The organism is Anaerocolumna sp. MB42-C2, from assembly GCF_030913705.1.
Taxonomy (GTDB): domain Bacteria; phylum Bacillota; class Clostridia; order Lachnospirales; family Lachnospiraceae; genus Anaerocolumna.
Map to the genome: position 1 here is coordinate 5,398,366 of NZ_CP133190.1, position 23,975 is coordinate 5,422,340.

At 37.6% G+C, this 23,975-nt stretch carries 19 protein-coding genes; 18 read left to right on the top strand and 1 reads right to left on the bottom strand.

All coding sequences use genetic code 11. The features are described 5' to 3' along the window. Positions 1–40: 40 nt before the first annotated feature. The 8 genes from RBU59_RS23830 to RBU59_RS23865 all read left to right on the top strand — a co-directional run bounded on the left by RBU59_RS23830 (position 41) and on the right by RBU59_RS23865 (position 9,081). The gene (locus RBU59_RS23830; protein ID WP_308144966.1) at positions 41–1,516 is read left to right on the top strand and encodes an aspartate aminotransferase family protein; all 1,476 of its coding nucleotides are present in this window, start codon (positions 41–43) and stop codon (positions 1,514–1,516) included. A gap of 188 nt (positions 1,517–1,704) precedes the next feature. Continuing rightward, positions 1,705–2,898, top strand: coding sequence for a class II aldolase/adducin family protein (locus RBU59_RS23835; RefSeq protein WP_308144967.1), 1,194 nt, complete (start codon positions 1,705–1,707; stop codon positions 2,896–2,898). A 57-nt stretch (positions 2,899–2,955) separates the two neighbouring features. Further along, complete coding sequence (locus tag RBU59_RS23840; RefSeq protein ID WP_308144968.1) at positions 2,956–4,551, top strand: xylulokinase; 1,596 nt, start codon at positions 2,956–2,958, stop codon at positions 4,549–4,551. Between the two features lie 84 nt (positions 4,552–4,635). Then, the gene (locus RBU59_RS23845; RefSeq protein WP_308144969.1) at positions 4,636–4,761 is read left to right on the top strand and encodes a hypothetical protein; all 126 of its coding nucleotides are present in this window, start codon (positions 4,636–4,638) and stop codon (positions 4,759–4,761) included. 386 nt (positions 4,762–5,147) lie between these two features. Then, positions 5,148–6,956, top strand: coding sequence for a methyl-accepting chemotaxis protein (locus RBU59_RS23850; RefSeq protein WP_308144970.1), 1,809 nt, complete (start codon positions 5,148–5,150; stop codon positions 6,954–6,956). 35 nt (positions 6,957–6,991) lie between these two features. Next, the gene (locus RBU59_RS23855) at positions 6,992–7,705 is read left to right on the top strand and encodes a MurR/RpiR family transcriptional regulator (RefSeq protein WP_308144971.1); all 714 of its coding nucleotides are present in this window, start codon (positions 6,992–6,994) and stop codon (positions 7,703–7,705) included. A gap of 124 nt (positions 7,706–7,829) precedes the next feature. Beyond that, positions 7,830–8,438, top strand: coding sequence for a sugar O-acetyltransferase (locus RBU59_RS23860; protein WP_308144972.1), 609 nt, complete (start codon positions 7,830–7,832; stop codon positions 8,436–8,438). Continuing rightward, a complete protein-coding gene (locus RBU59_RS23865) occupies positions 8,431–9,081 on the top strand; it encodes an HAD family hydrolase (RefSeq protein WP_308144973.1) in 651 nt (216 codons plus the stop codon). Before RBU59_RS23860 ends, RBU59_RS23865 begins: the two co-directional genes overlap by 8 nt. A 131-nt stretch (positions 9,082–9,212) precedes the next feature. On the opposite strand, the gene RBU59_RS23870 is transcribed toward RBU59_RS23865, so the two are convergent. Then, complete coding sequence (locus RBU59_RS23870) at positions 9,213–10,163, bottom strand: substrate-binding domain-containing protein (RefSeq protein WP_308144974.1); 951 nt, start codon at positions 10,161–10,163, stop codon at positions 9,213–9,215. Positions 10,164–10,288: 125 nt separating this feature from the next. Between RBU59_RS23870 and RBU59_RS23875 the strand changes: the two genes are divergently transcribed. The 10 genes from RBU59_RS23875 to RBU59_RS23920 all read left to right on the top strand — a co-directional run bounded on the left by RBU59_RS23875 (position 10,289) and on the right by RBU59_RS23920 (position 23,912). Continuing rightward, a complete protein-coding gene (locus RBU59_RS23875; RefSeq protein WP_308144975.1) occupies positions 10,289–11,986 on the top strand; it encodes a S8 family peptidase in 1,698 nt (565 codons plus the stop codon). 33 nt (positions 11,987–12,019) lie between these two features. Beyond that, positions 12,020–13,732, top strand: coding sequence for a S8 family peptidase (locus tag RBU59_RS23880; protein ID WP_308144976.1), 1,713 nt, complete (start codon positions 12,020–12,022; stop codon positions 13,730–13,732). A 55-nt stretch (positions 13,733–13,787) separates the two neighbouring features. After that, on the top strand, positions 13,788–14,354 hold the full coding sequence (locus RBU59_RS23885; protein ID WP_308144977.1) for a histidine phosphatase family protein: 567 nt from the start codon (positions 13,788–13,790) through the stop codon (positions 14,352–14,354). 34 nt (positions 14,355–14,388) lie between these two features. Next, positions 14,389–15,702, top strand: coding sequence for a glycoside hydrolase family 27 protein (locus RBU59_RS23890; RefSeq protein ID WP_308144978.1), 1,314 nt, complete (start codon positions 14,389–14,391; stop codon positions 15,700–15,702). Positions 15,703–15,966: 264 nt separating this feature from the next. Beyond that, positions 15,967–16,998 (top strand): LacI family DNA-binding transcriptional regulator, encoded by a 1,032-nt coding sequence (locus RBU59_RS23895; protein ID WP_308144979.1) that lies wholly within the window; start codon positions 15,967–15,969, stop codon positions 16,996–16,998. Between the two features lie 299 nt (positions 16,999–17,297). Further along, positions 17,298–18,260: an ABC transporter permease gene (locus RBU59_RS23900; RefSeq protein ID WP_308144980.1), complete on the top strand. Its 963-nt coding sequence runs from the start codon at positions 17,298–17,300 to the stop codon at positions 18,258–18,260. Positions 18,261–18,270: 10 nt separating this feature from the next. Continuing rightward, complete coding sequence (locus RBU59_RS23905; protein WP_308144981.1) at positions 18,271–19,176, top strand: carbohydrate ABC transporter permease; 906 nt, start codon at positions 18,271–18,273, stop codon at positions 19,174–19,176. Positions 19,177–19,298: 122 nt separating this feature from the next. After that, entirely contained in the window at positions 19,299–20,927 is a 1,629-nt protein-coding gene (locus tag RBU59_RS23910) for an extracellular solute-binding protein (RefSeq protein WP_308144982.1), read from the top strand. A 316-nt stretch (positions 20,928–21,243) separates the two neighbouring features. Continuing rightward, complete coding sequence (locus tag RBU59_RS23915) at positions 21,244–22,989, top strand: glycoside hydrolase family 35 protein (protein ID WP_308144983.1); 1,746 nt, start codon at positions 21,244–21,246, stop codon at positions 22,987–22,989. A gap of 20 nt (positions 22,990–23,009) precedes the next feature. After that, a complete protein-coding gene (locus RBU59_RS23920) occupies positions 23,010–23,912 on the top strand; it encodes an AraC family transcriptional regulator (protein ID WP_308144984.1) in 903 nt (300 codons plus the stop codon). Positions 23,913–23,975 lie beyond the last annotated feature (63 nt).

Genomic DNA, 23,975 nt, shown 5'->3' on the forward strand with positions numbered 1-23,975 from the left:
GCAAAACTCTTTTCTATGACAATAATAACAGGAGGGTAACATGGACAACAGATTTGCGATTTCTAACTATCCGGATGCTGCTGAAATAAATAAACAGCTGGACGTCTTGATTACCAAACCGATTTATACTATCAAACCGGATGCTTTAAAGGGTTACGAGAATGAATATTATGATAAAAAATGTACTAAATCAAAAGAAATGATACAAGAAGCCAAAGCTATAATCCCCGGAGGGGTACAGCACAATCTGGCTTTTAATTATCCATTTCCGCTGGTATTTACAAAAGCAGAAGGAGCCTACCTGTATGATATTGACGGAAATCGGTATTATGATTTCTTACAGGCAGGCGGTCCTACAGTTTTAGGAAGTAATCCGATAGAAGTCCGCAGCAAAGTAATTGAATTGTTAAATGATTGTGGTCCGTGTACAGGACTCTTCCATGAGTATGAATATAAACTGGCCAGGAAAATATCTGATAATTATGAAACGGTAGAGATGTTTCGAATGCTTGGATCAGGTACGGAGGCTTGTATGGCTGCTATCCGGGTTGCCCGCCTTGCTACCAAAAAGAAAAATATTATAAAGATGGGCGGTGCATATCATGGTTGGAGTGACCAGCTGGCTTACGGAATTAGGATTCCAGGTTCTAAGTGGACACAAGCTCATGGAGTACCGCACTATGTCTTTAAACATACACAGGAATTCTACCCTAATGATTTAAATGACTTGGAAAGAAAACTAAAATTTAACTGTTTACGGGGCGGTACTGCTGCAGTTATGATTGAACCTGTAGGACCGGAAAGCGGGACAACACCTGTTGACAAAGAGTTTAACAAAGGTGTGGAAGTTCTTTGCCGTAAGTACGGAGCTCTTTTTATATTTGATGAGGTCGTGACCGGATTTCGGCTCGGAATGGCGGGAGCACAGGGATACTTTGGTGTTCGTCCCGACTTAACGATATTTGGTAAGGTAGTTGCCGGAGGTTATCCCGGAGCCGGAGGTCTCGGCGGTAAAAAAGAATATATGAAATATCTCTCCGCAGGTATCGCAGGTGGTCCTAAAGTTAAAAAAGCTCTTATCGGAGGTACTATGGCAGCTAATCCACTTAGCTGCGTGGCTGGTTATTATACCCTGTGTGAGATAGAAAGAACAAATGCAGCACAGAAAGCCGGAGTGATAGGTGACATACTAACTGCTGGACTGAAAAACCTTATTAGGAAATATGATCTTCCATTTGTAGCATTTAATCAGGGGTCCATCTGTCATCTTGAAACCGTGGGAACAATGCATTATTCCATTCACTGGTTAAAACCCTGGTCCATTCCACGGGTATTAACTGCAACATCAGAGAGGAAGAAAGAGATGGAACATGTAGGTGCGGCGTATATGGCTGAGGGAATTGTTACACTGGCCGGCAGCAGGCTTTATACCAGTGCCGCATATACGGAAGATATGATAGATGACGTACTTGCCAGATTTGAAAATGTATTTAAAAATATAGCAGTTAAGGAATAAGAGATTAAAATAGGTAATTGCGAAACTCACATATTGTATCTATATGTCATGCAATTGATACAATTTCAGAGCTGAATCTTGCCTGGAGGGCAACTGAAGCTATGAAATTTGCATGAATTGTATGGCATATTCAAAAAACTATATAGTTTCGCAATTGCCTAAATAGATAAAAAAGCAAGGAGGTTGTTATGACTGAAAAGGAGGCAAAGGAAAAGGTTATAATGGCAGGGAGACGGCTAGTTGAATCAGGACTTATAACACGAACCTGGGGGAATGTCAGCTGCAGAATCGATGAAAACCATTTTGCAATCACTCCCAGTGGCAGAGATTATAGGTCAATTGGACCGGAGGATATTGTTAAAGTCTCAATAGGAGATTGCAGTTATACAGGAGATATAAAGCCCTCCTCAGAAAAAGGGGTTCATTCAGAGGTCTATCAACATTACCCTGATATTCATTTTGTGATACATACTCATCAGGAAAATGCTTCTGTTATAAGTGCTTTGGGTTTAGATTCAATTATTATAGATTCAAAAGATCCTTTACTTGGAGATGAGATACTATGTGCCTCCTATGGTCTTCCGGGAACGAAAAAGCTTAAGAAAAGTGTTGCGGATGTTATAAAGAAGTCGAAAGGTAACGTTATTATTTTGAAACATCACGGAGCGGTCTGCTTTGGGAAAGATGAAGAAGAAGCCTTTCGGGCTGCATTAGAGCTTGAGGAAGTCTGCGAAAGTTATATTGTTAAGCAATATCTGAAATTAGAGCAGAAGAATACTTATAATCCTGATGATCTGAGGCAGTTTGCACTATTACTTATGGGCCGAAACCGGGTACCTCAGGGTGATAGAGTATCACAAGGCTTTTGTAATAGTGAGCGAACGGAAAACGGGTTTCAAATATACGAGAAAAACGGAAAGGAAACAAAGAGCAATCTTGATGAACAGGCAGATTCTTTAAACGGAGAAGCCGCAATACATAAGAGTATTTATAATAAATATAAAAAAATTAACTATATTATACATGCGGATACCCCAAACATTTTATCGTTCTCCCATGCGGGCATTAATTTATATCCTTTCGTTGATGATTTCGCTCAAATTGTAGGTACAAAAGTGGCTGCTGTAAAGCCGGCAAAAGCAGTGACCGCTTTAAAAGGTGCCGCCGCCGTTATTATAAACAACAACGGTGCTTTTTGCTGCGGGGCCAATGAGATAGATGCCGCCGCCGTTGCATTGATTATGGAGAAGAACTGCAAGGTTTTCCTTAGCGGTACACTGTTTGGGAAAATAAAACCAATCGGCTGGCTGGATAGGAACTTAATGCGTATTGTGTATATAAAGAAATATTCCAGACAGATAAGTAACAATTGGGGTAAATAAAGTTTGTATAAACAGAATCGGATGAAAAGACAAAAGGAAAGTGAGGTGTGTCAATTTGTGAGTGTAAATGTCGTTGCTTATGATGTAGGTACGACAGGAATCAAAACCTGTATTTTTGAGATTTCTGACACAATAAAGCTGATTGCATCAGCAGTGGAGGGGTATCAGCTTTATATAGAAGAAAATGGCGGTGCGGAACAGAATCTTAATGAAATATGGAATGCCATGTGTAGTACTACGATTAAGGTGATTGACAATAGTAAAATTTCTTCCGAAAGTATTCAAGGAATTTCATTTTGTTCACAGATGCAGGGGCTTGTACTTGTAGATCAGAAGGGTGAACCGGTCCGCAGATTAATGAGTTATATGGATCAAAGGGCTAGATCTGAACTGGAGGAGGGTATGGGAAACGGACTTAAAATAGCGGGAGTAAATTTCTTTAAACTTCTTAAGTCCATTAAAATTACGGGTGTTGTGGCAGCAAGTGTTAAAGATCCGGTCTGGAAATATATCTGGGTTAAAAGAAATGAACCGGAAAACTTTAAAAGAATACATAAATGGCTGGATGTAAAAGAATATCTAATTTTCAAATGCACGGGCAATTTTGTAATGACAAAAGACAGTGCTTTCGGAACAATGCTTTTTGATGTCAGGAAAGGAAAGAATTGCTTCAGCAGGACAATGTGTAAGATGCTGGGTGTTAATCCGGAACACTTGCCTCAAATAGCAGGCTCCACCGAGAAAGTCGGTTCACTGACCGGGAAAGCCGCAAAGCAGCTTCATTTAAAGACAGGAACACCTGTGTTCGGAGGCGGAGGGGATGCTTCTCTGATTGGTGTGGGAGCCGGTGCTGTCAGAAATGGAAGTACTCATATTTATTCTGGTACTTCCGGCTGGGTGTCAACAATAGTAAATAAAAGGATATTGGATATCAATGCTATGATAGCTTCTATAATAGGAGCAGCTGACAATTCTTATAATTATTTTGCAGAGTTGGAAACAGCAGGTAAATGCCTTGAATGGGTGAAAAATCACCTTGCATTAGATGAGATCAACATTTACCTGCAAAAGGTATGTGTTTCAGACTCATTGGAATCTATTTATGTAAATTTGTATGATTTTATGCTGGAAGAAATAAAAAGTATTCCTGCCGGAAGTCATGGAGTTATTTTTACACCGTGGCTGCATGGAAACCGCTGCCCTTTTGAGGATTCCTTTGCCAGGGGAATGTTCTTTAATATCGGGCTGGAAACGGGAAAAAGAGATTTAATACATGCCGTCATAGAAGGAATCTGTTATCACCTAAGATGGCAGCTTGAGGCTCAGAGAAAAAAAGTAAAGACATCAAAGGCAATAAGATTTGTCGGGGGTGGAGCCTTATCTCCGCTTACTTGCCAGACAATTTCAGATATTCTGGGCTGTGAGATAGAGACCGTTGACAGCCCTCAGAATGTGGGTGCATTAGGTGCAGCAGTGATCGCAGCAGTGGGACTTGGAATTATAAAAAGAATTGAAGATGCGGATAAACTTATTAAAGTAAAAGAAGTATATGTACCAAATCCGGCAAATAAAGAAATCCATGACAGGAATTTTAAGGTTTTTAAAGCTCTTTATAAAAATAACAAAAGAGCATTTCGTATCATGAATAAATAAATAATTTTTATGTCGGTTTGATTCAGAAACGGGATAACAAAACAGAGGGAAGATAAGATTTATAGATGATTGATGGAGGTTATTATGGATGGAAAAAATGGTATTTCAGCTTACCGTTGGATTATTCTGCTGGCGATTCTGCCTATTATTATCTCTACGGAACTGCCGGTAGTTTTAAAAATGAAAGAATCTGGTTTTATAAAATCGTAACGGAGGTTATAAAGAACGATTAAAAATATTCTTAAGAGAGGATAATCTTAATGATATATACGATATTGAGGAAAGCATTGTTAAGTTTATTAGAGCAGCCATTGAATAAATAAGGTAATGATATTAATACAGGTCACGATACGTTATATGCCCCTTCTTGTGATTTATTAATAAAAATTATCAATAAAACAGTCGAATTAAATTGAATAAGTTAGATTTATACATTATAATAAAGAAAAAAATGGAAACGTGGACAAAGATGGAGGGAGATTCCTACCGGTTAGCACCCGGATCGCGGACTTTTGGCCAATTATTTTAGCATGAGGGGAGTGCAGGAACTAATAAGTACAGAAGTAAAAAACTTAAAAATACCGGAGGAAAAGAACATGAAATGGTTTAAAATGGATGGAATTGGTAAAAGAATTGGTTTATTTGTATCTCTCATTATTATTGTAGCTTTACTTGGCATATCATCATTTAATTATATTATATCGAAAAATGAGATTACAAGGTCAAATACGATAATACTTAAAAATGCAATCGAAACGATTATGGCGGATATAAACAGAAATTACTCCTATACCAAATCGGATACAAATGGAATGTCAGAAGAATCTGCAAAGGAGGCATCCATTCATTCCATTGAGTCCTTGCAAAACGGACAAGCCGATGCATTGTCGGCAGCCACAGCGGAAGGGGCAGATGCCACTTCCGCTGCAACTAAGAACTCTTTTATGGCAAGACATACCTTGGATTTAGGGGAATCAGGTTATTTCTATATAATAAATTCACAGGGAGAAATTATCGCCCATCCTTTTTTGGAAGATAATATCAAGGATTTAAAAGCGGATGACGGTAGAAATATTATTCAGGATGTTATAACTTTATCAAAATCAGGCGGAGGAATGATTCATTATACCTTAAATGACGAGGTAAGTATTATAAGGGACGGTAAAACCGTTTATACTAAATACTTTCCTTATTGGGACTGGGTAGTATGTGCAGTAATTTATGATAAAGATTTTTCCCGGGGATCCGACATGATTCTTATCAGCAACTTAATTGGTGTCGGTATTGTTTTATTAATCTCGCTTATACTTGTTAACTGGTTATCCGGCAGAATAACCAAACCCATAAAAAGTGTGGCAGGTGCTCTCTACGAAGTGTCAAACGGCGATTTGACCCAGAGTAAAATTGACCTGAATACGAAAGACGAGACGAAGCTTCTTGCGGATTCGGTTAACCGACTTTTGGACAGCTTTAAACACATAGTAAAGATGATGACAGTTTCAAGCAGCAGTTTAAACCAATTTGCCATGAATTTGAGCCAATCTTCCGAGGTTGTATCAGAAACTACAGTAGCAGTATCACAAGCAATATCACAGATGGCAGAACAGACAGAGATACAATGTCAGGAAACTCAGGATACAGTGCATAAGATAACTCTGCTTGGTGATGATATCAGGCATACGGCTGAAGAGGGAACAAGAATAGAGCTGGCAGCTCAACGAAATCTTGAATTAAAAGAGGAGGGGCAGACCTCTGTCAATAATCTAAAAGATGCGAACAGAGAAAACCAGGCAAACTCCATTGAGATTGAAAAAATAATACATAAAATAAATGAATCCTCCAAGGATATTGGGGATATAACTGCGATTATAACAAATGTAGCAAATCAGACCAATCTGCTTGCTTTAAATGCAAGTATAGAGGCAGCCAGAGCCGGTGAACACGGTGCAGGTTTTGCCATAGTCGGAGAAGAAATCAGAAAATTAGCGAATGAAACAGCCATAGCAACGGAAAATATCCGGAATAAAATTATCCAGATGCAGGAGGAGTCAGAGGAAGCGGTCAGATTTATCAATATCAACCGGTCAGGAGTTGAGAAGATTAATGTAACGGTTGAACAGACAGGAAATGTTATAAACAGGATTGAAGAAGGTTTGCTGACGCAAATAGAAGGAATAAGGGAAATTGCGGAACGGAATAAAGAAATTAATTCGAAAAAAGACGATATTTTAAAACTTTTACAGCATGTGGCTAAAACTGCAGAAGAGAATTCCTCTTCAACAGAAGAAATCTCAGCGACTGCAGAAGAGCAATCTACGACAATGGTGGAAGTAACTTCAAGTATTACGCAGCTGTATGATATGGTTCAGGAGTTAAACGGGATGATTAATCAGTTTAAGATTTAATATAATAATTACTGTGGAATTTGTTGGAGGTTAACATGTTTTCATATGAAAATATTCAAAAATTCAATGAAACCGAAATTACAATATATAAATATATTATGGATAACAGCGAAAAAATACCCTATATGACTATACGGGAACTGGCTGATGTGATACATGTTTCTACTTCAACAATACTTAGGTTTTGCAATAAAATAAATTGTGAGGGTTATACAGAATTTAAAGAAAAGTTTATTAAACATACAGAACAAATCAGCGAAATACCTCCGCAAGAAAATTTATCTGAGTTATTACTTTATTTCAAGAGGACGAATACCAATTCTTTTGAGCAGAAAATAAAGCAGGGTGCTGAGTTTATCAGAAAAGCAGAAACAGTTATATTTCTTGGTATGGGTTCATCAGGAGCCCTGGCAAGATATGGAGCAAGATATTTCTCTAATTTAGGTAAATTCTCTATAGGTTTAGAAGATACTTATTATCCAATTTTAAAGGATAAGCCAAAAGATACCGTGGTGATCGTACTTTCGGTTTCAGGAGAAACGAAAGAAGTAATAGATTTAATTGATCAATTCAGACTCAATCAATGTAGCATCTTAAGCATTACAAATCAATCTCATTCAAGCATAGCCATGTTGTCAGATTGGAATATTTCATATTATGTGGAGATGCAGAGAATTAATGGAGGATTTAATGCTACGACACAGGTGCCGGTATTGTTTCTAATAGAAGCACTGGGAAGAAGAATATGAATTTTGAAACATCTTGTTACTGGTTTTGTAACAAGATGTTTTTTATATTATAAATATATCAGGAGTTGATGATAAAAGTTCTCCTGAAGTAAATATTTTTATGTAGTAATGAAAGGAATAAAAGATGAATAGAGAACTGGATAAGTGTCTGGCAGGAAAATATTACAACTGCCATGATGAAGTATTTTTGAAGTATAAAAGAAAAGCAAGAATATTACTCAATGAATATAATCGGTTTGCATATGACCAAGAGTCGGAAAAAAAGGGAATTTTAGCACAACTCTTTGGAAGTATTGGTGCAAATATATCAGTGGCCGCACCTTTTATCTGCGATTATGGATGCAATATATATCTGGGCAGCAATGTATCAATTAATATGAATTGTACTTTTGTAGATTGTAATAAAATTACGATAGGCAATAATGTGTTAATAGCTTCTAACGTTCAAATCTATACGGCAGCACACCCGGTAGAACTTAATGAAAGGCTGACATCTAATTGGAGTCTGGAATCAAATGAATATTTTTGCCGGACCTACGCACTTCCCGTTACGATTGGTGATGGATGTTGGATAGGTGGAGGAGTTATTATATTACCTGGAATCAACATTGGAAAAGGAAGCGTTATAGGTGCGGGGAGCATTGTAACAAGAGATATTCCCGAAAATTGTGTGGCAGTTGGGAATCCATGCAGAGTAATCCGCAGAATCAACGGAGCTGATAAATATGATTAGAATGATTGCATTTGATTTTGACGGAACAATAGCAGATACCATTCCGATATGCATTGAAGCATTTAATAATGCAGTTTCACCTTATGTTGGGCATAAGTTAACAAAACAGGAGATAATAAAGACATTTGGACTGAACGAGATCGGAATGGTTAAAGCGGTTGTAAAAGACAAATGGGAACCAGCACTGGATGATTTTTATTTTTATTATGAAAAATTACATGACAAATGTATGGAACCATTTCCACAGATTGTTGGATTGATAAAATTTCTTAAAGAGAAAAATATCATCGTAGCTTTGATTACCGGAAAAGGGCAGATTAGCTGTGATATCTCATTAAAAAAGTTAAATTTAGAGAAGTATTTTAGCGAGATTATGGTAGGGGATGAGAGGTACCTTAATAAAGCAGACTCTATTCTAAAACTGATAAAAAAATACGCTGTTAAAGTTGATGAATTTTACTATGTAGGCGATGCAGTATCCGATGTAACAGCCTGCAAAGAAGCCGGTGTTATCTGCCTGTCGGCGGCATGGTCAGAAAGTGTAGACTTGGAAAAATTAAAAATAATTAATCCAGGGTTTATATATTATGATATTGATACATTAAAAGATTTTTTCAGAAACATTATATTTGAAAGTTCATGAATCAATATATATATAAATCTTCATTATGAGTATCTGGTTATTTCTTTTTCGATACAGTAACAAATACTTGGCGAGGATATGCTGCAGTGAATTGCTTTTCCATTGAGCTGTTTGAAGAATTTACTGGTAAGTCAATGGGAATACTTGGTTCTTACTGTTATACCTGTATTAATAAAAGGAGAACCTGTATCATATCCTCTCAAAGCTGCAATCGTTTCGGCCAGACCCAGATAACCCATAGTATATGGACTTTGAACCATAACTGCTTTGAAATAACCTTTATCAATAAATCCCTGTATGGTATCAGTCAGATCGAAACCGATACCTACTATTTCTTTATTACCGGACTCAAGAGCATAACCTATGCCAGTGGTTGTCTGCTCATTCGTTCCAAATAACCCGACTAACTCCGGGTTATAATTAATAAAGGCTTGTGCCATGGACTGGGCGAGGAAGATATCGCCGCCGGCATATTGTGTATTTAGAAGCTTAAAGCGTCCATCTGTCTCAATTACGTTTCGAAAACCTGATTCACGGTTTACTGTAGTTGAATTTTCAGGAGTAACACCAATAATACCGATCGAACCGCTTTTAATTCCATTAGATTCTAATTCCAGGAGCATGTTTTCTCCAGCAGTTATACCGGCACTGTAGTTATCAGTTGCCAGGGTAACAACACCCTCTTCAACAGCAGGAGCATCTACATAAATTATTTTAACACCAAGTGCTTTCGCATCTTCAATTGTACTTGATACTCTTACCGGATCACTGGCTGCAATCATAAGTGCATTTGCTCCATTTCTGACGGCATTTTTAATGATGCTTATTTGTTCATTCACATCCCTGTCCTGGGGGGCATCCCATATATAGGTAATACCTAATAAATTAGCCATGTCTGTAACACCCTTATTAAGGATATCCCAGTACTGGCTTGACTTATCCATTGTTATAAGATATATTCTGTAATTTTCGGATGCTGTTGAAGCGGGCACAGTTCTATTAAATCTTACTTCATGCCATATTATAAAAAGAATAAAAGCTGTAGTTATTACAAGTATATGAATTATTATTTTTTTATTCATTTATGGTTTACCTCTTAAAAATCTGTAATAAGTTTATTTATATATCTCTGAAAATAGAGAAAATAAAGTTATTAATCTAAAGAATTCTAATATAATGATATGAGAACCTGGAAGCGGATAAAAGGATGAATGGAGATAGGGAGAAAATCTATAGTAATGAATATGCCGATTTTATACTAAATTATAATGGAGATATGTCAATTTTAGAACTATATAGGGATACAGATATTAATATTATTAATTATTTTTTTGCCGTCGTACATTTTCCGGTAGGTCAAATGAGTGAAGATATCGTATCAAAAGTGGGGTATTCCTCTTTGCCTTTATTATTTGGACTGGAAAGTGAAGCAAGTATGGAAGCTTCCGGTATACCAAGTATCCGGAACGTTCCAAGCTTTAACTTAAAAGGGAAAGGTGTCCTGATTGGGATTGCTGACAGCGGTATTGATTATACGAATCCTATTTTTCAATATGCTGATAAAACGACTAGGATCGCGAGGATTTGGGATCAGACAATTGTGAGTGAAAATAAACAGGAAGGATTGGTTTATGGAACAGAATACACACGAGAACAGATAAATGAAGCAATAGTAAATATCGATCCTTATAGTATTGTTCCATCTAAAGATGATATTGGGCATGGAACCATGGTCGCCGGTATTGCGGCCGGTAATGAAGTCCCTGAGAGTGGATTCTACGGTGTAGCTCCGGATTCTGAGTTAGTAATAGTAAAACTTAAGCCTGCAAAGCCATATTTAAAAAAATTTTTCCGGGTACCTGATAGCGTAATTGCCTATCAGGAAAACGATATTATTTATGGAATTCAATACTTACTAAATTATGCGATTGAGGTAAATAAACCGATAGTAATATGTATTGCCATTGATACCTCTCAATATGCCCATGATTCCAGGAATTTAACAAGTACGTGGTTATCCTTTCAAGCCAGTTATCCGGGTATCGCAATCTTATTGCCTGCCGGTAATGAGGGAAATACAGGCCGCCATTATACCGGATGGATTGATGAAAGTACAAGAGCAGATACGGTAGAACTTAATGTAGGAGCTAATGAAAGTGGATTTACTATGGAATTTTGGGGAATGTCACCGAATATATTTACCCTTGATATCTTATCGCCTTCCGGTGAATACATCCCTAAATTGGATTTCCGCTATAATGAAACAAGAAGAATTGCTTTTCTATTTGATGCTACTGTAATCTATGCCGATAATCAGACTGTAGAATTAGGAAGCGGAGAACAGCTTATAATGCTAAGGTTTTCAAATCCAGCTCAGGGTATTTGGAGATTCAAAATTTATAGCAGAGGAATATTTCCGATTCGCTTTGATCTATGGCTGCCAATGAACGACTTTATTACCTATAACACCTATTTTATTAAACCGAATCCCAACACTACCCTGCTTTCTTTAGCTTGTACCACGAATCCAATAACAGTAACGGCATATAATCCGGAAAGTAATGGATTGTATATTAATGCGGGGAGAGGTTATACACGTTCTGATTTGATAAAACCTGATATCGCAGCTCCCGGGGTTAATCTTATAAGTCCCTCACTGGATCACGGATTTTACCAGGTTACCGGAACTAGTGCGGCTGTGGCACATACTTCGGGTGTATCGGCACTATTGTTTGAATGGGGAATCGTAAACGGAAATTTTCCTAATATGAATTCTGTAGATATGAAGATCTTTATGATCCGCGGAGCAAAAAGAATAGCAAATATCAAATATCCGAATCAGGACTGGGGATACGGAATTTTGGACCTATTTAATATATTTAACAGTATAAGAAGCGGCGTTTAGTACTGACTATATAAATGGATTGGGGTGATCTGTTTGATACCGGAAGATAGATACAAAATAACGAGTAATGAATATATGGACTTAATTATTAAATATAATGGAAACCCGAATTCATTGAAAGAATACGAAAAGTATTCGGTACATATCATGAATATAGCCTATGCAGTTTTGTATCTTCCCATTTCTCAGTTTACTGACCGATTGGTAACGGAATTCGGTTATTCTTCCATTCCCAAATGTTATGCTTTAACTCAGCAGAGCCTGGAAGAATCCGGTGTAACGAAGTTACGTAATATTCCAGCATTAAATCTGCGGGGAAAGGGAGTTATTATTGGAATAATCGGAACTGGGATTGATTATACAAACCCGGTATTTTTGCATAAAGATGGAACGACTAAAATATTAGCCATATGGGATCAGAGTATAGATAGTGAAAACAGATATCCCCAAGTAATAAACCCGGCCTTTTATGGTACGGAATACACAAGAGACCAGATTAATGAAGCCTTAAGAAGTGAAAATCCGTATCAAATTGTTCCAAGCCTGGATGAAAATGGACATGGTACGAAACTGGCAGGCATTGCGGCGGGCTCTGAAACGGTATATAACGGTTTCAGTGGTGTAGTACCGGATGCGGATATCATTGTTGTAAAACTGAAACAAGCAAAGAAAAATTTGACAGATTTTTTTCACATACCATCTGATATTCCCTGTTATCAGGAAAATGATATGATATGGGCTATTCAGTATTTGATTGATACTGCCAGAATTCATAAGATGCCACTGTCCATCTGTATTGGCTTGGGAACCTCACAGGGAGCTCATGACGACAATGGTCCTCTTAATACAATTGTTTCTATTGTCGGAGGTTTCCCCGGTGTATCGATTTCCGTGTCTGCAGGAAATGAGGGCAATTCCCGAAGACATTTTTATAGTGCTCTGGAGCCCTCCTTAGGTTCTGTGACTGTTGAGCTGGTAGTGGGAGAGAATGAATCCGGTTTCTCAATGGAACTATGGGGAGATCCTCCCATGATATATGCAATGGATATTACATCACCGGCAGGTGAATATATAGCGGCAACTTCCGGGCAGCTTGAAGAAACCCAAACGATACATTTTGTTTTTGAACAGACAATTATTAATATTGATTATGTCATGATTGAACAAGAAACCGGAAAACAAGTTATTATCCTGAGATTTATGAACCCAACAATGGGCATATGGAGATTTAAGGTAAACGGCAGAGGAGATATTAACGGAGCCTTTCATTTATGGCTGCCTAACGAAAATTATATATCTAAAAATACCTATTTCTTAAATTCCAATCCCTACACAACTATAACTTCACCCGGGAATTGTTTAATACCAATAACAACAACGGCATATAATTCAAATTCTAATGTTCTATATCCAAATGCCGGAAAAGGATATTCTACATCAAATATAATAAATCCGGACCTGGCAGCACCCGGTGTCAATTTGCCATGTCCTGATTTAAATCATGGACTTACTACTATTACGGGCAGCAGTGCAGCGGCTGCATTTACTACAGGAATAACGGCTATGTTACTTGATTGGGGTATTGTAAGAAATAATTATCCCGGACTTAACAGTGTCAGTATTAAAAAATTTCTTATGAGGGGCGCAAAGAGAGTTAACAATCTTCAATACCCGAACAGGGACTGGGGTTATGGAATTATAGATATTTATGATGTATTTAACATCTTCAGAATGGATATTAAATAAACTGATATTCCAACATAGATGTGTTATAATATATAGCAATTGGAGGAGGAATATTATGACAACAGTCTATTTTATAAGACATGCAGAACCGGATTTTAATATACACGATGATCTTCTAAGGCCCTTAACCAAGCAAGGTCATAGAGACGCGAAACTGGTTACTGCATATTTAAGAGATAAGGGAATTCATGTAGTATTATCCAGTCCATATTTAAGGGCAATTGATACAGTCAAGGATTTTGCCGATGCAAGCGGATTGGAGGTAAAACCAATTTATGAATTCAGGGAGCGAAAAGTTGATAGTGCCTGGATAGAAGATTTTACTTCTTTTACTAAAAAGCAGTGGGAAGATTTTGATTACAAATTATCGGACGGAGAAAGTTTAAGAGAAGTACAGGAAAGAAATATCAAAACGTTGAATAATGTTTTAGATTTACATGAGGGTAAAAATATAGTGGTTGGTACACATGGAACTGCTTTAAGTACGATGATACATTATTATGACAATACCTATGGTTATGAAGACTTTGAGAAAATGAAGAGTTTAATGCCCTGGATTGTTAAAATGCAATTCAATCATGATCTATGTGAAAGTATAACTAAAATAAATATTCTAAAGTAAAAATATAGTTAAAAAGATAAATGGAGGTTAAATAATGGATAAAAATAGTTTTACCCCAAATCCGCCAATGGGCTGGAACAGTTACGATTATTATGATACAACGGTTAATGAAGAACAGGTCAAGGCAAATGCAGATTATATGGCTGCCCATTTAAAGGAATTTGGCTGGGAATATGTAGTTGTGGATATTCAGTGGTATGCCTATGGTACGGGAACAAAACGGCAGCAATATCAATATATTCCGTTTAGCAGATTGGAGATGGATGAATATGCAAGACTTTTACCAAACCCGGAGAAATTCCCATATTCTGCCAATGGAAATGGATTTAAGCCATTGGCTGATTATATACATAATCTTGGACTCAAATTCGGTATTCATATCATGAGAGGTATTCCAAGAGCTGCCGCCCATAATCATAGCAGAATTTTTGGAACAGATATTACAGCAGACAGGATTGCCTGTCCTAATTCTATCTGTGGCTGGAATCCGGATATGTATGGGGTGAATAATGAGCCGGGAGCGCAGGAATATTATGATTCCCTGGTAAAACTATATGCAGAGTGGGGAGTAGATTACATTAAATGTGATGATATCTGCAATACTAATTTGTATGTGAACAATCCTTATTCAGCCAGACATGAAATCGAAATGCTGCATCATGCAATTAAAATAAGCGGACGACCTATAGTTCTTAGCCTGTCTCCGGGACCGGCATTGATTGAACAGGCCTGGCATTATGAAAAATATGCTAATATGTGGCGGATTACCGATGATTTCTGGGATAGCTGGCCATTACTCCTTAATATGTTTGAGCGTTGTGAATTATGGCAGAACCATGTGACAAAAGGATGTTATCCTGACTGTGACATGCTTCCGCTTGGTATTGTAGGTAAAGGCTTTGGAACTGAGCGTATGACTAATTTCACAAAGGATGAGCAGATTACCATGATGACCTTGTGGTGTATCTTCCGTTCACCCCTAATGTTAGGAGCCGAATTGACAAAGATGGATGACTGGACCTTATCCCTTATAACAAATAAACAAGTATTAGAAATCTTAAGCGAAGAACATAAGGCCGTGCAGGTAATAAGAAATAAGGATTATGCAGTGTGGTTTTCCAGAAATCAAGAAACCGGAAAATGTTATGTGGCGCTATTTAACTTCAGGGAAAAGAAGTCAAAAGTAATGGTATCTTTAGACGAATGCGGATATTATCTGCATAAGGATGATAAATCAAAAGAGGTGTTTGCACAGGAGTTGTGGACGGGCAGAGAGAGCAGGATTATAAATGGTAAACTGATAGATGAAATTGAAAAGCATGGTGCGGCACTGTATAGTTTAAATTGATATAAAGGCTCAGAAGTGGACAAAATCAGGCAGAGGCATAATTTTGGTACATCATTTGTTACAGTTTAGTCTTAAGGCAGAACCGTAACAAACTATGTGACTGAATTTATAAAATATCTTGTAGAAATCGGTTTCATATATTATACTTATATATTAGTAAATGTTCTGTGAAACTTTTGAACATGATCCAGACTGGTTTTAAGTTTCAGTCATTGGGATTAATACGATAGTTTACCGTATATAACCGTTATTACAGGAGAATCTATGGGAAAAGAAAGAGTCAGTATTTATCATATAGCCAAAGAGGCAGGCGTTTCCCCGGCAACAGTATCACGTGTTTTAACACATAATGCAAATGTCAGCGATGAAAAAAGAATTAAAGTTGAAGAATTAATCCAAAAATATGATTTTAAACCGAATGCAATGGCCAGGGGGCTTAGTAATACTCAGTCAAAAATAATAGGGCTGCTTGCTCCGGATATCCGTAATCCTTTCTTTGCAAATCTTGCAGTTGAATGCGAGCGTGCGGCCAATGAAAGAGGTTATATACTATTACTCAGCAATTCCATGAGTAATATGGAGTTAGAAGAGTACCATTTACAGAAAATGTTTGAACAAAGAGTAGATGCGTTGATACTGATGGGGGGTAAAGTTGACGAGCTTATTTCGGACGAAGAATATGTTGAAAAGATGAATCAGATTGCTGATACAACACCGGTGGTAATTACCGGTAAATTAGACGGAAGTGACTGTTATCAGGTAAATATTGATGAAGCAAAGGCTATGGATATTTTGATGGAATACTTAATTAATAATGGGCACCAAAATATTTGTATTATTGGTGGCAGGAAAGATGTTAATTCAACTTATGCCAAACGTATACGCTATCGCAGCAGTTTAAGAAAATATGGGATACCATTTCGTCCTGAATATATGATCGAAACCGGAGAATATAGTCTGGAAAGCGGTTACAAAGCAATGAATCAGATGTTTGAAAGTGATATTGAATTACCAAGTGCTATTATTGCGATTAATGACTTTACTGCCCTTGGTATTGTTCAGTCTATCCGCCAGCATTCGTACCGAATTCCGGAAGATATTTCAGTTACAAGCTTTGATAATACCTTTATTGCCGATTCTTGTATACCGCGGTTGACCAGTGTGGGGTATCAATACGATAAGTTTGGGAATGCTTTGGTCGATACTGCAATTGCAGTCCTGGAAGGAAAAGATCCTCCTAAATTACAGCTGATTCCACCAGAACTTGTAATTAGGGATTCATGTAGAAACATCTAATAAGAGACCATGTCGGTATGTGCAAAACGCACAAAAAACATGGTCTCTTTTTTGATTTAGACTACTATTTAACTATAAAAATAAAAAAAAAGTAAAGATGTTTGTTGACAAATTACATATATTGGAATATAATAATTGTGAAACGGGTTTCAACCCAAAAAACTGGGAATTATGATATGATTTTAGTACTACAAAATAGTTCGAGGTTTTGACCAAGTTTGGGGAATATTGGGTTATAAAAGAAATCCGATTTTTATTGATTCATATGAAACCGATTTCAAATGACAGGAGGAAATAATGTGATAGTTAAAAAGAATAATTCTGGAGAGTTGGCTGTGAAAACTCGTAAAAAATCCTTTTGGAATACACTAAATGACAACAGAACATTGTTACTTATGTGTCTTCCGCCCATTATATTCTTTATCGTTTTTTGTTATTGCCCGCTTCCGGGTGTCTACATAGCATTTACAAATTATAATTTCCGTGATGGTATCTTCGGAAGTCCGTTCGTAGGATTTAAGAACTTTGAATTTCTGATTAAATCCGGTCAATTATGGCATTTAACTAAAAATACAATACTTTATAATCTGGTATTTATTATACTGGGTAATGTTTTGCAGATCACAATTGCAATTATGCTGAATGAAATTAAAAATAAATGGTTTAAAAAAGTATCACAGACAATTATGTTTTTACCCTATTTTATTTCCACGGTTTTGATTGGAGCTATTACATTTAATATTCTCAACTACGATACAGGTGCCCTCAATACAGTCTTAAGGGAGATGGGCGGCAATCCAATAAAGATTTACAGTATGGCAGGGGTTTGGCCCTTCATCATTGTTTTCTGTCAGATGTGGCAGCAGACAGGTTATGGGTCCGTTGTATATTTTGCTTCAATCTGTGGCATAGATTCCAATATGATAGAGGCTGCCGAGGTTGATGGTGCAACAAGCTGGCAGCGAGTCCGTTACATAATTCTTCCGTGTCTCAAACCTACGTTTGTAATTTTATTGTTGTTTGCGCTTGGCGGTATCATGAAAGGTAACTTTGGTTTATTCTGGAACCTTGTTGGTAATAACTCTCAGCTGTTTGCAACAACCGATATTATTGAAACTTCTGTATACCGTATGATGATGTCCCAGAATAACTTTGCGACTTCGTCAGCGGTTGGGCTGTATCAGTCTATCTTTGGATTTGCTTTGGTCATGTTAAGCAATTGGCTGGTAAAACGAATCGATCCGGATTATGCATTATTCTAGGAGGTATATAATGATAAAAAAAGGAGCAAAAATCAAACTGGGCAGAAGTACTGTCACTATAAAATTAATATCTTATCTAGTTGTTATACTGTTTACAATGATATGTATCCTCCCGTTTATTCTAATTGTTTCTGCATCTTTTTCTACCGAGAGTATTATCAGCAAAGAAGGATTTGGACTTCTTCCTAAAGGGCCAACGCTGGTGGCATACGGTTGGGTGTTCCGTTATCCAAAGATGATACTCGGTTCTTACGCCGTCACAATTATTATGACAGTATGCGGTACGGTTCTGGGCTTATTTATAATATCAATGACTGGTTATGCCTTGCAGAGAAAGGATTTCCCTTATCGAAATATATTGTCGTTTTTTATCTATTTTACCACTCTGTTTTCAGCAGGCATGGCACCGACTTTTATATGGGTGGCAAGATATCTGAACCTAAAAGGAAGCTATCTGGCAGTGTTTCTACAGTTGCTGATGTCACCCTGGCTGATTATTCTTATGAAAAATTTTGCAAAATCAGTGCCATATGAGATAACGGAATCCGGTAAGATTGATGGTGCAGGAGATTATAAAATATTTATTTCCCTTATTTTCCCCATGCTAAAACCGGCTCTTGCAACAGTAGGTCTTTTTCTGGCCTTGGGATATTGGAATGAATGGTATCAGTCTTCCCTTTATCTTGGATCATCTGTTACGTATAAGCCGCTTCAGTACTATTTGTATAATATCATTAATACAGCCAATGCATTAAAAGGTTCAGTTGCGGGTGCCAATGTGACCTATACCGAACTGCCGTCCAATACTTTGAAGATGGCAACGGCGGTAGTAGCCACCGGACCCATTGTATTTCTATATCCGTTTGTTCAGAAATATTTTATCTCGGGTATTACTGTCGGAGCAGTAAAAGGTTAGGCGCCTCCAGAAATGATTCGATACCCCAAGGTTGTTTTAGAACCACAAAATCTGAATGGTTATTATGGATTCCAAAAAAGGAATCTATATAGATAGAACCTATAATGAAAAGGAGGATTAAGATGAAAAAGAAAAACATGGCAAAACGTATCCTGGCAATCGTTCTGGCCGCAATTACAGCAACAGGTCTTGTAGGATGCGGTGGTAACAGTAACACAAAAAATGCTTCTACTTCAGTTAAAAATACCGGCAGCGATTCTGGCGGTAAAGAGGGGAATGGAATTGATACATCCAGTCATGAAGTAATTACTATGTTGGCACTTGGGGATAAGCCAACCAATGGAAGACTCGAGGCTATGCTGGAGCAGCTGAATAAAGCTCTTACAAAAAAGGTAAATGCAGAGCTTAAGCTCACCTTTGTCGAATGGGCGGACTGGCAGACACAGTATAATGTGCAGCTATTAAGCGGAGATGATTCCCTGGATATCATAACAACTGCCACAGATTGGCTTTACGCCTGGGAAAATACACAGAAAGGCGCATTTATGCCATTATCTGAAGATATGTTGAAAACATATGCACCAAAGACTTATGAGCAGGTTAATGCGAAGGATGACTGGGATATCTGTAAATATAATAATGAAATATATTTCATTCCCGAAGATCATTATACCCAGTATACCAATCATGGTATGTTTTACCGCGGAGATTGGGCAAAAGAAGCCGGGCTTATAGACGGAACAGTCAGTAAGTTTGATGATCTTACCACATATTTTAAATATATAAAAGAAAATAAAGAGGGTGTAATACCCTGGGATGTACCGGGTAAGAATAATTCAGCAGGAGTATTAGGAGCATATATTCAGTCCAATTCCGATTACCGTGTTTTGATCGGATGTAATGTAGGTAATTATGAATTCTGGTGTACAAAAGCCAGTGACCCTTATACCATATCTTCTCCATACATGGAGGACGACACGATTTATAAAGCAGCAGATTTAATGAAACAGTGGAATGATATAGGGGTATGGCGAGAGGATGTTCTGAATTTCGACGGAGACAGCAGAGAAGAATTATATGCAGGTACTTCAGGTGCCGACCAGCATCACAGCCAGACATATTATTCACAGATTAAACCTAATATGGATATCAAACAGCCAGGTTCCGATGCTAAGATGTACTATTGGGGACAGGAAAATAATAATGTTTCCAAACCTCTGAAAACTCATGGTGCTGCTGCAATCAGCGCAAATTCAAAACATCCTGAGCGTGCTTTAATGGTTTATGACTTACTCCGTAACGATGAAGAGTGTTACCGTTATATTAACTATGGTATTGAGGGAACAGACTATATCATTACCGATGACGGAAAACTGGCTTATCCTGAGGGGTGGGATCAAAGTACAGATCAAGTGGGTGCAAACTACTGGTGCGGACGCAATGATGATCTTGAACTTGAGAACAGTTTCAACTGGAACGGTACTAAGGATATGATAGCAGGGCTTAATGCTGTTGCTTACGATTATGGATACGAAAACCTGATTCTTGATAAGAATGCGATTGAAGCAGAACAATCAGCCATAGCCAGTGTATTATCGGAATACATTCCACAACTGGCATATGGTAAATTTGATAATCCTAAGGAAAAAATAGATGAGATGAGGCAGAAGATTAAAGATGCAGGATATGATACGGTTAAGGCATCTCTGCAAAAAGATATGGATACATTTAAACAAAACAGCGGTAAATAATATTATTGTTTGCACCAGAGTTCTAAGTACGGTACATAGTACCGGATATATGGGGATACCATTCGCCTGACAAAATGTCTGGAATGGCTTCCCCCTTTGAGGTTAATTAAGGTCAATTTTAATAACCTAATAAGTGTACAAAAGAATACAGGGCGAAAGTATAAATCACTTAGGTATTTATAGAAATACACCATCCGGTTTTTTGACACCTGAATTCCAATAATAATAAAATAAGATTAATCATATTCTGCCCTATCGGGGACAACAAAAAAATGACACATATGGGCGGATAAAAATCGCCCGGACAGGAGGAAAAATGCATCAATTTGAAATTCGTGACGAGTTTTATCTTGACGGGAAAAAAATAAAGATTATTTCAGGAGGAATGCATTACTTCCGGGTTGTACCGGAATACTGGTCTGATCGTTTGGAAAAGTTGAAAAATCTGGGATGTAATACGGTAGAAACCTATATTCCGTGGAATCTCCATGAAAAAGAGAAAGGTAAATATGATTTTACCGGAATGCTTGATATTGTTTCATTTGTACGAAATGCCCAAGAGCTGGGGTTAATGGTAATCCTCAGGCCATCACCGTATATCTGTGCTGAGTGGGAGTTCGGAGGACTTCCTTACTGGCTGCTTAAAGAAGATGGTATGAGATTACGTTGTATGTATCCACCGTACCTGAAACATGTGAAAGAATATTATGAAAAGCTGTTTGAGGTAATCGCTCCGCTGCAGATAACTCGGGGAGGTCCCGTTATTATGATGCAGGTGGAAAATGAATATGGCTATTATGGAGATGATAAAGAGTATATGGAATTTATTAAGCAGCTGATGCTTAATAATGGCTGTGAAGTTCCGCTGGTGACTTCCGATGGCCCGTGGGGTGACGCCTTTGACTGCGGTAGGGTAGATGGGGTTTTGCAGACAGGTAACTTTGGCTCAAAAGGTAAAGAGCAATTTGCTGTGATGAGACAGAAAATCGGGAATAAACCATTAATGTGTATGGAATTTTGGATTGGTTGGTTTGATCATTGGGGTGCTAAAAACCATCAGACCGGTAAATTGGAAGAAAACGTGAAAGACTTGGATGAGCTGCTGTCAGAAGGTCATGTGAATATCTATATGTTTCAGGGAGGAACTAATTTCGGATTTACAAATGGTGCTAATTATTATGACAAATTGACTCCGGATGTTACTTCTTATGATTATGATGCCTTATTAACGGAGGATGGAAGGATAACTCCAAAATACGAAGCTTTTCGTAAGATAATCAGTAAATACACCAAAATTCCGGACGTGAAATTTACGAAAGTGATTAAGCGTAAAGCATATGGAAAACAGAAAGTAGCTCGAAAGACAGGGCTTTTTGAAAATCTGAGTAATCTTGCCCAACCCATAGAAAATGTGGTGCCGCTGCCCATGGAAAAGCTTAATCAGGGATATGGTTATATTCTGTATGAAAGCGAATTAAAATATGAAGGGGCAATTGAAAAATTCCGCCTGTGGGGTGCCAATGACAGAGCAAATGTATTTTTAGATGAAAAGCCGTTTCTGACATTGTATGACAGAGAACTGCTTACGGAGCAAGAGATTATAAACCCACCGGTTACAGGTAAAAAGATAGATATCCTAATTGAAAATATGGGGCGTGTTAATTTTGGAGTGTCCTTGGAACACCAGAGAAAAGGAATCGATGGTGGTGTCCAAATAGGCGGACATCAGCACTTTTACTGGAAACATTACTGCCTGCCGATGGAAGACCTGTCAGGGCTTAATTTTAATCTAACAGCAAAAGAGGGGACCCCTGCTTTTTATGAATTTACCTTTGAGATCGAAGAAACAGCAGATACTTTTCTGGATTTTTCCGGATGGGGAAAAGGGTTTGCGATAGTAAATAATTTTAACATCGGAAGATTTTGGGATATAGGTCCTCAAAAAAGGCTCTATATACCGGGACCAATCCTTAAGAAAGGTGATAATACGATTCTGATTTTTGAAACAGAAGGAAAATCTGCGGATTTCATCACTCTCTGTGACGAACCGGATTTGGGTTAATAAGAGTTATGTATTATGAAATGAATGGAAATATCCTGCCCCAGGTGCGCTTGGTGGATATGGCGGTTTTGGAGCCTCCCTATGTACATAAAAGAAGAAAGGCAGATGAGTATATCTTATATATAATGAAAAAAGGGATACTTTATCTGCAGGAAAACGGTAAAAAATATGAATTAAAAGAAGGAGATATAATACTTCTGGATTCGGATTTTATTCATCAAGGGATAAAAGCGTCCAATTGTGAATATTTTTATATTCATTTTCGCCATCCGGAGATTATCCGTAAACTGGAGGAAACTGATTTTTTAGAGTCCTGTTTGAAAATCAGAAGTGATTCCCTTAAGGAGGATAGTGGATCCTTTGAGATTTACCGGGATTCCTGGTTGAGGATCCCGAAATATAGCAGTCTTCAGACAGGAAACAGTTACCTTCAGGTGATAAAACTAATACAGGAGGCCATGGATCAAAATCAGAATCAGTTGGAGAATTATAAGGTATCCTGCTCATGTAAGATTATGGAAGCCTTTGTAGAGATTGCAAGAGAAGCCGTATCGAATAGAGAGTTAAAGCAGATGCCGGGTATCCCAAGGTCCTATAAGAATATTCATGAACTTCTGAACTATCTAAATGCGAACTATCAGAAGGAAATATCGGGAAATTTAATTGAAGAAGTGTTTTCCTGTAATTTTGATTATCTTAATCGGGTATTTAAGAAAAATATTGGTAAGACAATCTTTGTATATCTGAATGAAATACGGATCCACCACGCAAAAGAATTGATTGCCACTACCTCCATGAAGATATTGTCAATTGCATACAGAGTAGGATTTCAAGATGAATGTTATTTCAGCAAGGTCTTTAAAAAGTATACAGGAATGTCTCCTGGACAGTATGAAAAATTAACATCACATAAAAATATCTAAGGATACGCCCGGCAAAAGCTAATACCAGATTCCGGTATCGATTGCTTTACAGATGTACAAATT

What these genes read in the sequence shown, in the direction of transcription:
- RBU59_RS23830 (WP_308144966.1), top strand. Translation starts at nt 41, where the DNA reads ATGGACAACAGATTTGCGATTTCTAACTATCCGGATGCTGCTGAAATA.
- RBU59_RS23835 (WP_308144967.1), top strand. Translation starts at nt 1,705, where the DNA reads ATGACTGAAAAGGAGGCAAAGGAAAAGGTTATAATGGCAGGGAGACGG.
- RBU59_RS23845 (WP_308144969.1), top strand. Translation starts at nt 4,636, where the DNA reads ATGGATGGAAAAAATGGTATTTCAGCTTACCGTTGGATTATTCTGCTG.
- RBU59_RS23850 (WP_308144970.1), top strand. Translation starts at nt 5,148, where the DNA reads ATGAAATGGTTTAAAATGGATGGAATTGGTAAAAGAATTGGTTTATTT.
- RBU59_RS23855 (WP_308144971.1), top strand. Translation starts at nt 6,992, where the DNA reads ATGTTTTCATATGAAAATATTCAAAAATTCAATGAAACCGAAATTACA.
- RBU59_RS23860 (WP_308144972.1), top strand. Translation starts at nt 7,830, where the DNA reads ATGAATAGAGAACTGGATAAGTGTCTGGCAGGAAAATATTACAACTGC.
- RBU59_RS23865 (WP_308144973.1), top strand. Translation starts at nt 8,431, where the DNA reads ATGATTAGAATGATTGCATTTGATTTTGACGGAACAATAGCAGATACC.
- RBU59_RS23870 (WP_308144974.1), bottom strand. Translation starts at nt 10,163, where the DNA reads ATGAATAAAAAAATAATAATTCATATACTTGTAATAACTACAGCTTTT.
- RBU59_RS23875 (WP_308144975.1), top strand. Translation starts at nt 10,289, where the DNA reads ATGAATGGAGATAGGGAGAAAATCTATAGTAATGAATATGCCGATTTT.
- RBU59_RS23885 (WP_308144977.1), top strand. Translation starts at nt 13,788, where the DNA reads ATGACAACAGTCTATTTTATAAGACATGCAGAACCGGATTTTAATATA.
- RBU59_RS23890 (WP_308144978.1), top strand. Translation starts at nt 14,389, where the DNA reads ATGGATAAAAATAGTTTTACCCCAAATCCGCCAATGGGCTGGAACAGT.
- RBU59_RS23895 (WP_308144979.1), top strand. Translation starts at nt 15,967, where the DNA reads ATGGGAAAAGAAAGAGTCAGTATTTATCATATAGCCAAAGAGGCAGGC.
- RBU59_RS23905 (WP_308144981.1), top strand. Translation starts at nt 18,271, where the DNA reads ATGATAAAAAAAGGAGCAAAAATCAAACTGGGCAGAAGTACTGTCACT.
- RBU59_RS23910 (WP_308144982.1), top strand. Translation starts at nt 19,299, where the DNA reads ATGAAAAAGAAAAACATGGCAAAACGTATCCTGGCAATCGTTCTGGCC.
- RBU59_RS23915 (WP_308144983.1), top strand. Translation starts at nt 21,244, where the DNA reads ATGCATCAATTTGAAATTCGTGACGAGTTTTATCTTGACGGGAAAAAA.
- RBU59_RS23920 (WP_308144984.1), top strand. Translation starts at nt 23,010, where the DNA reads ATGAATGGAAATATCCTGCCCCAGGTGCGCTTGGTGGATATGGCGGTT.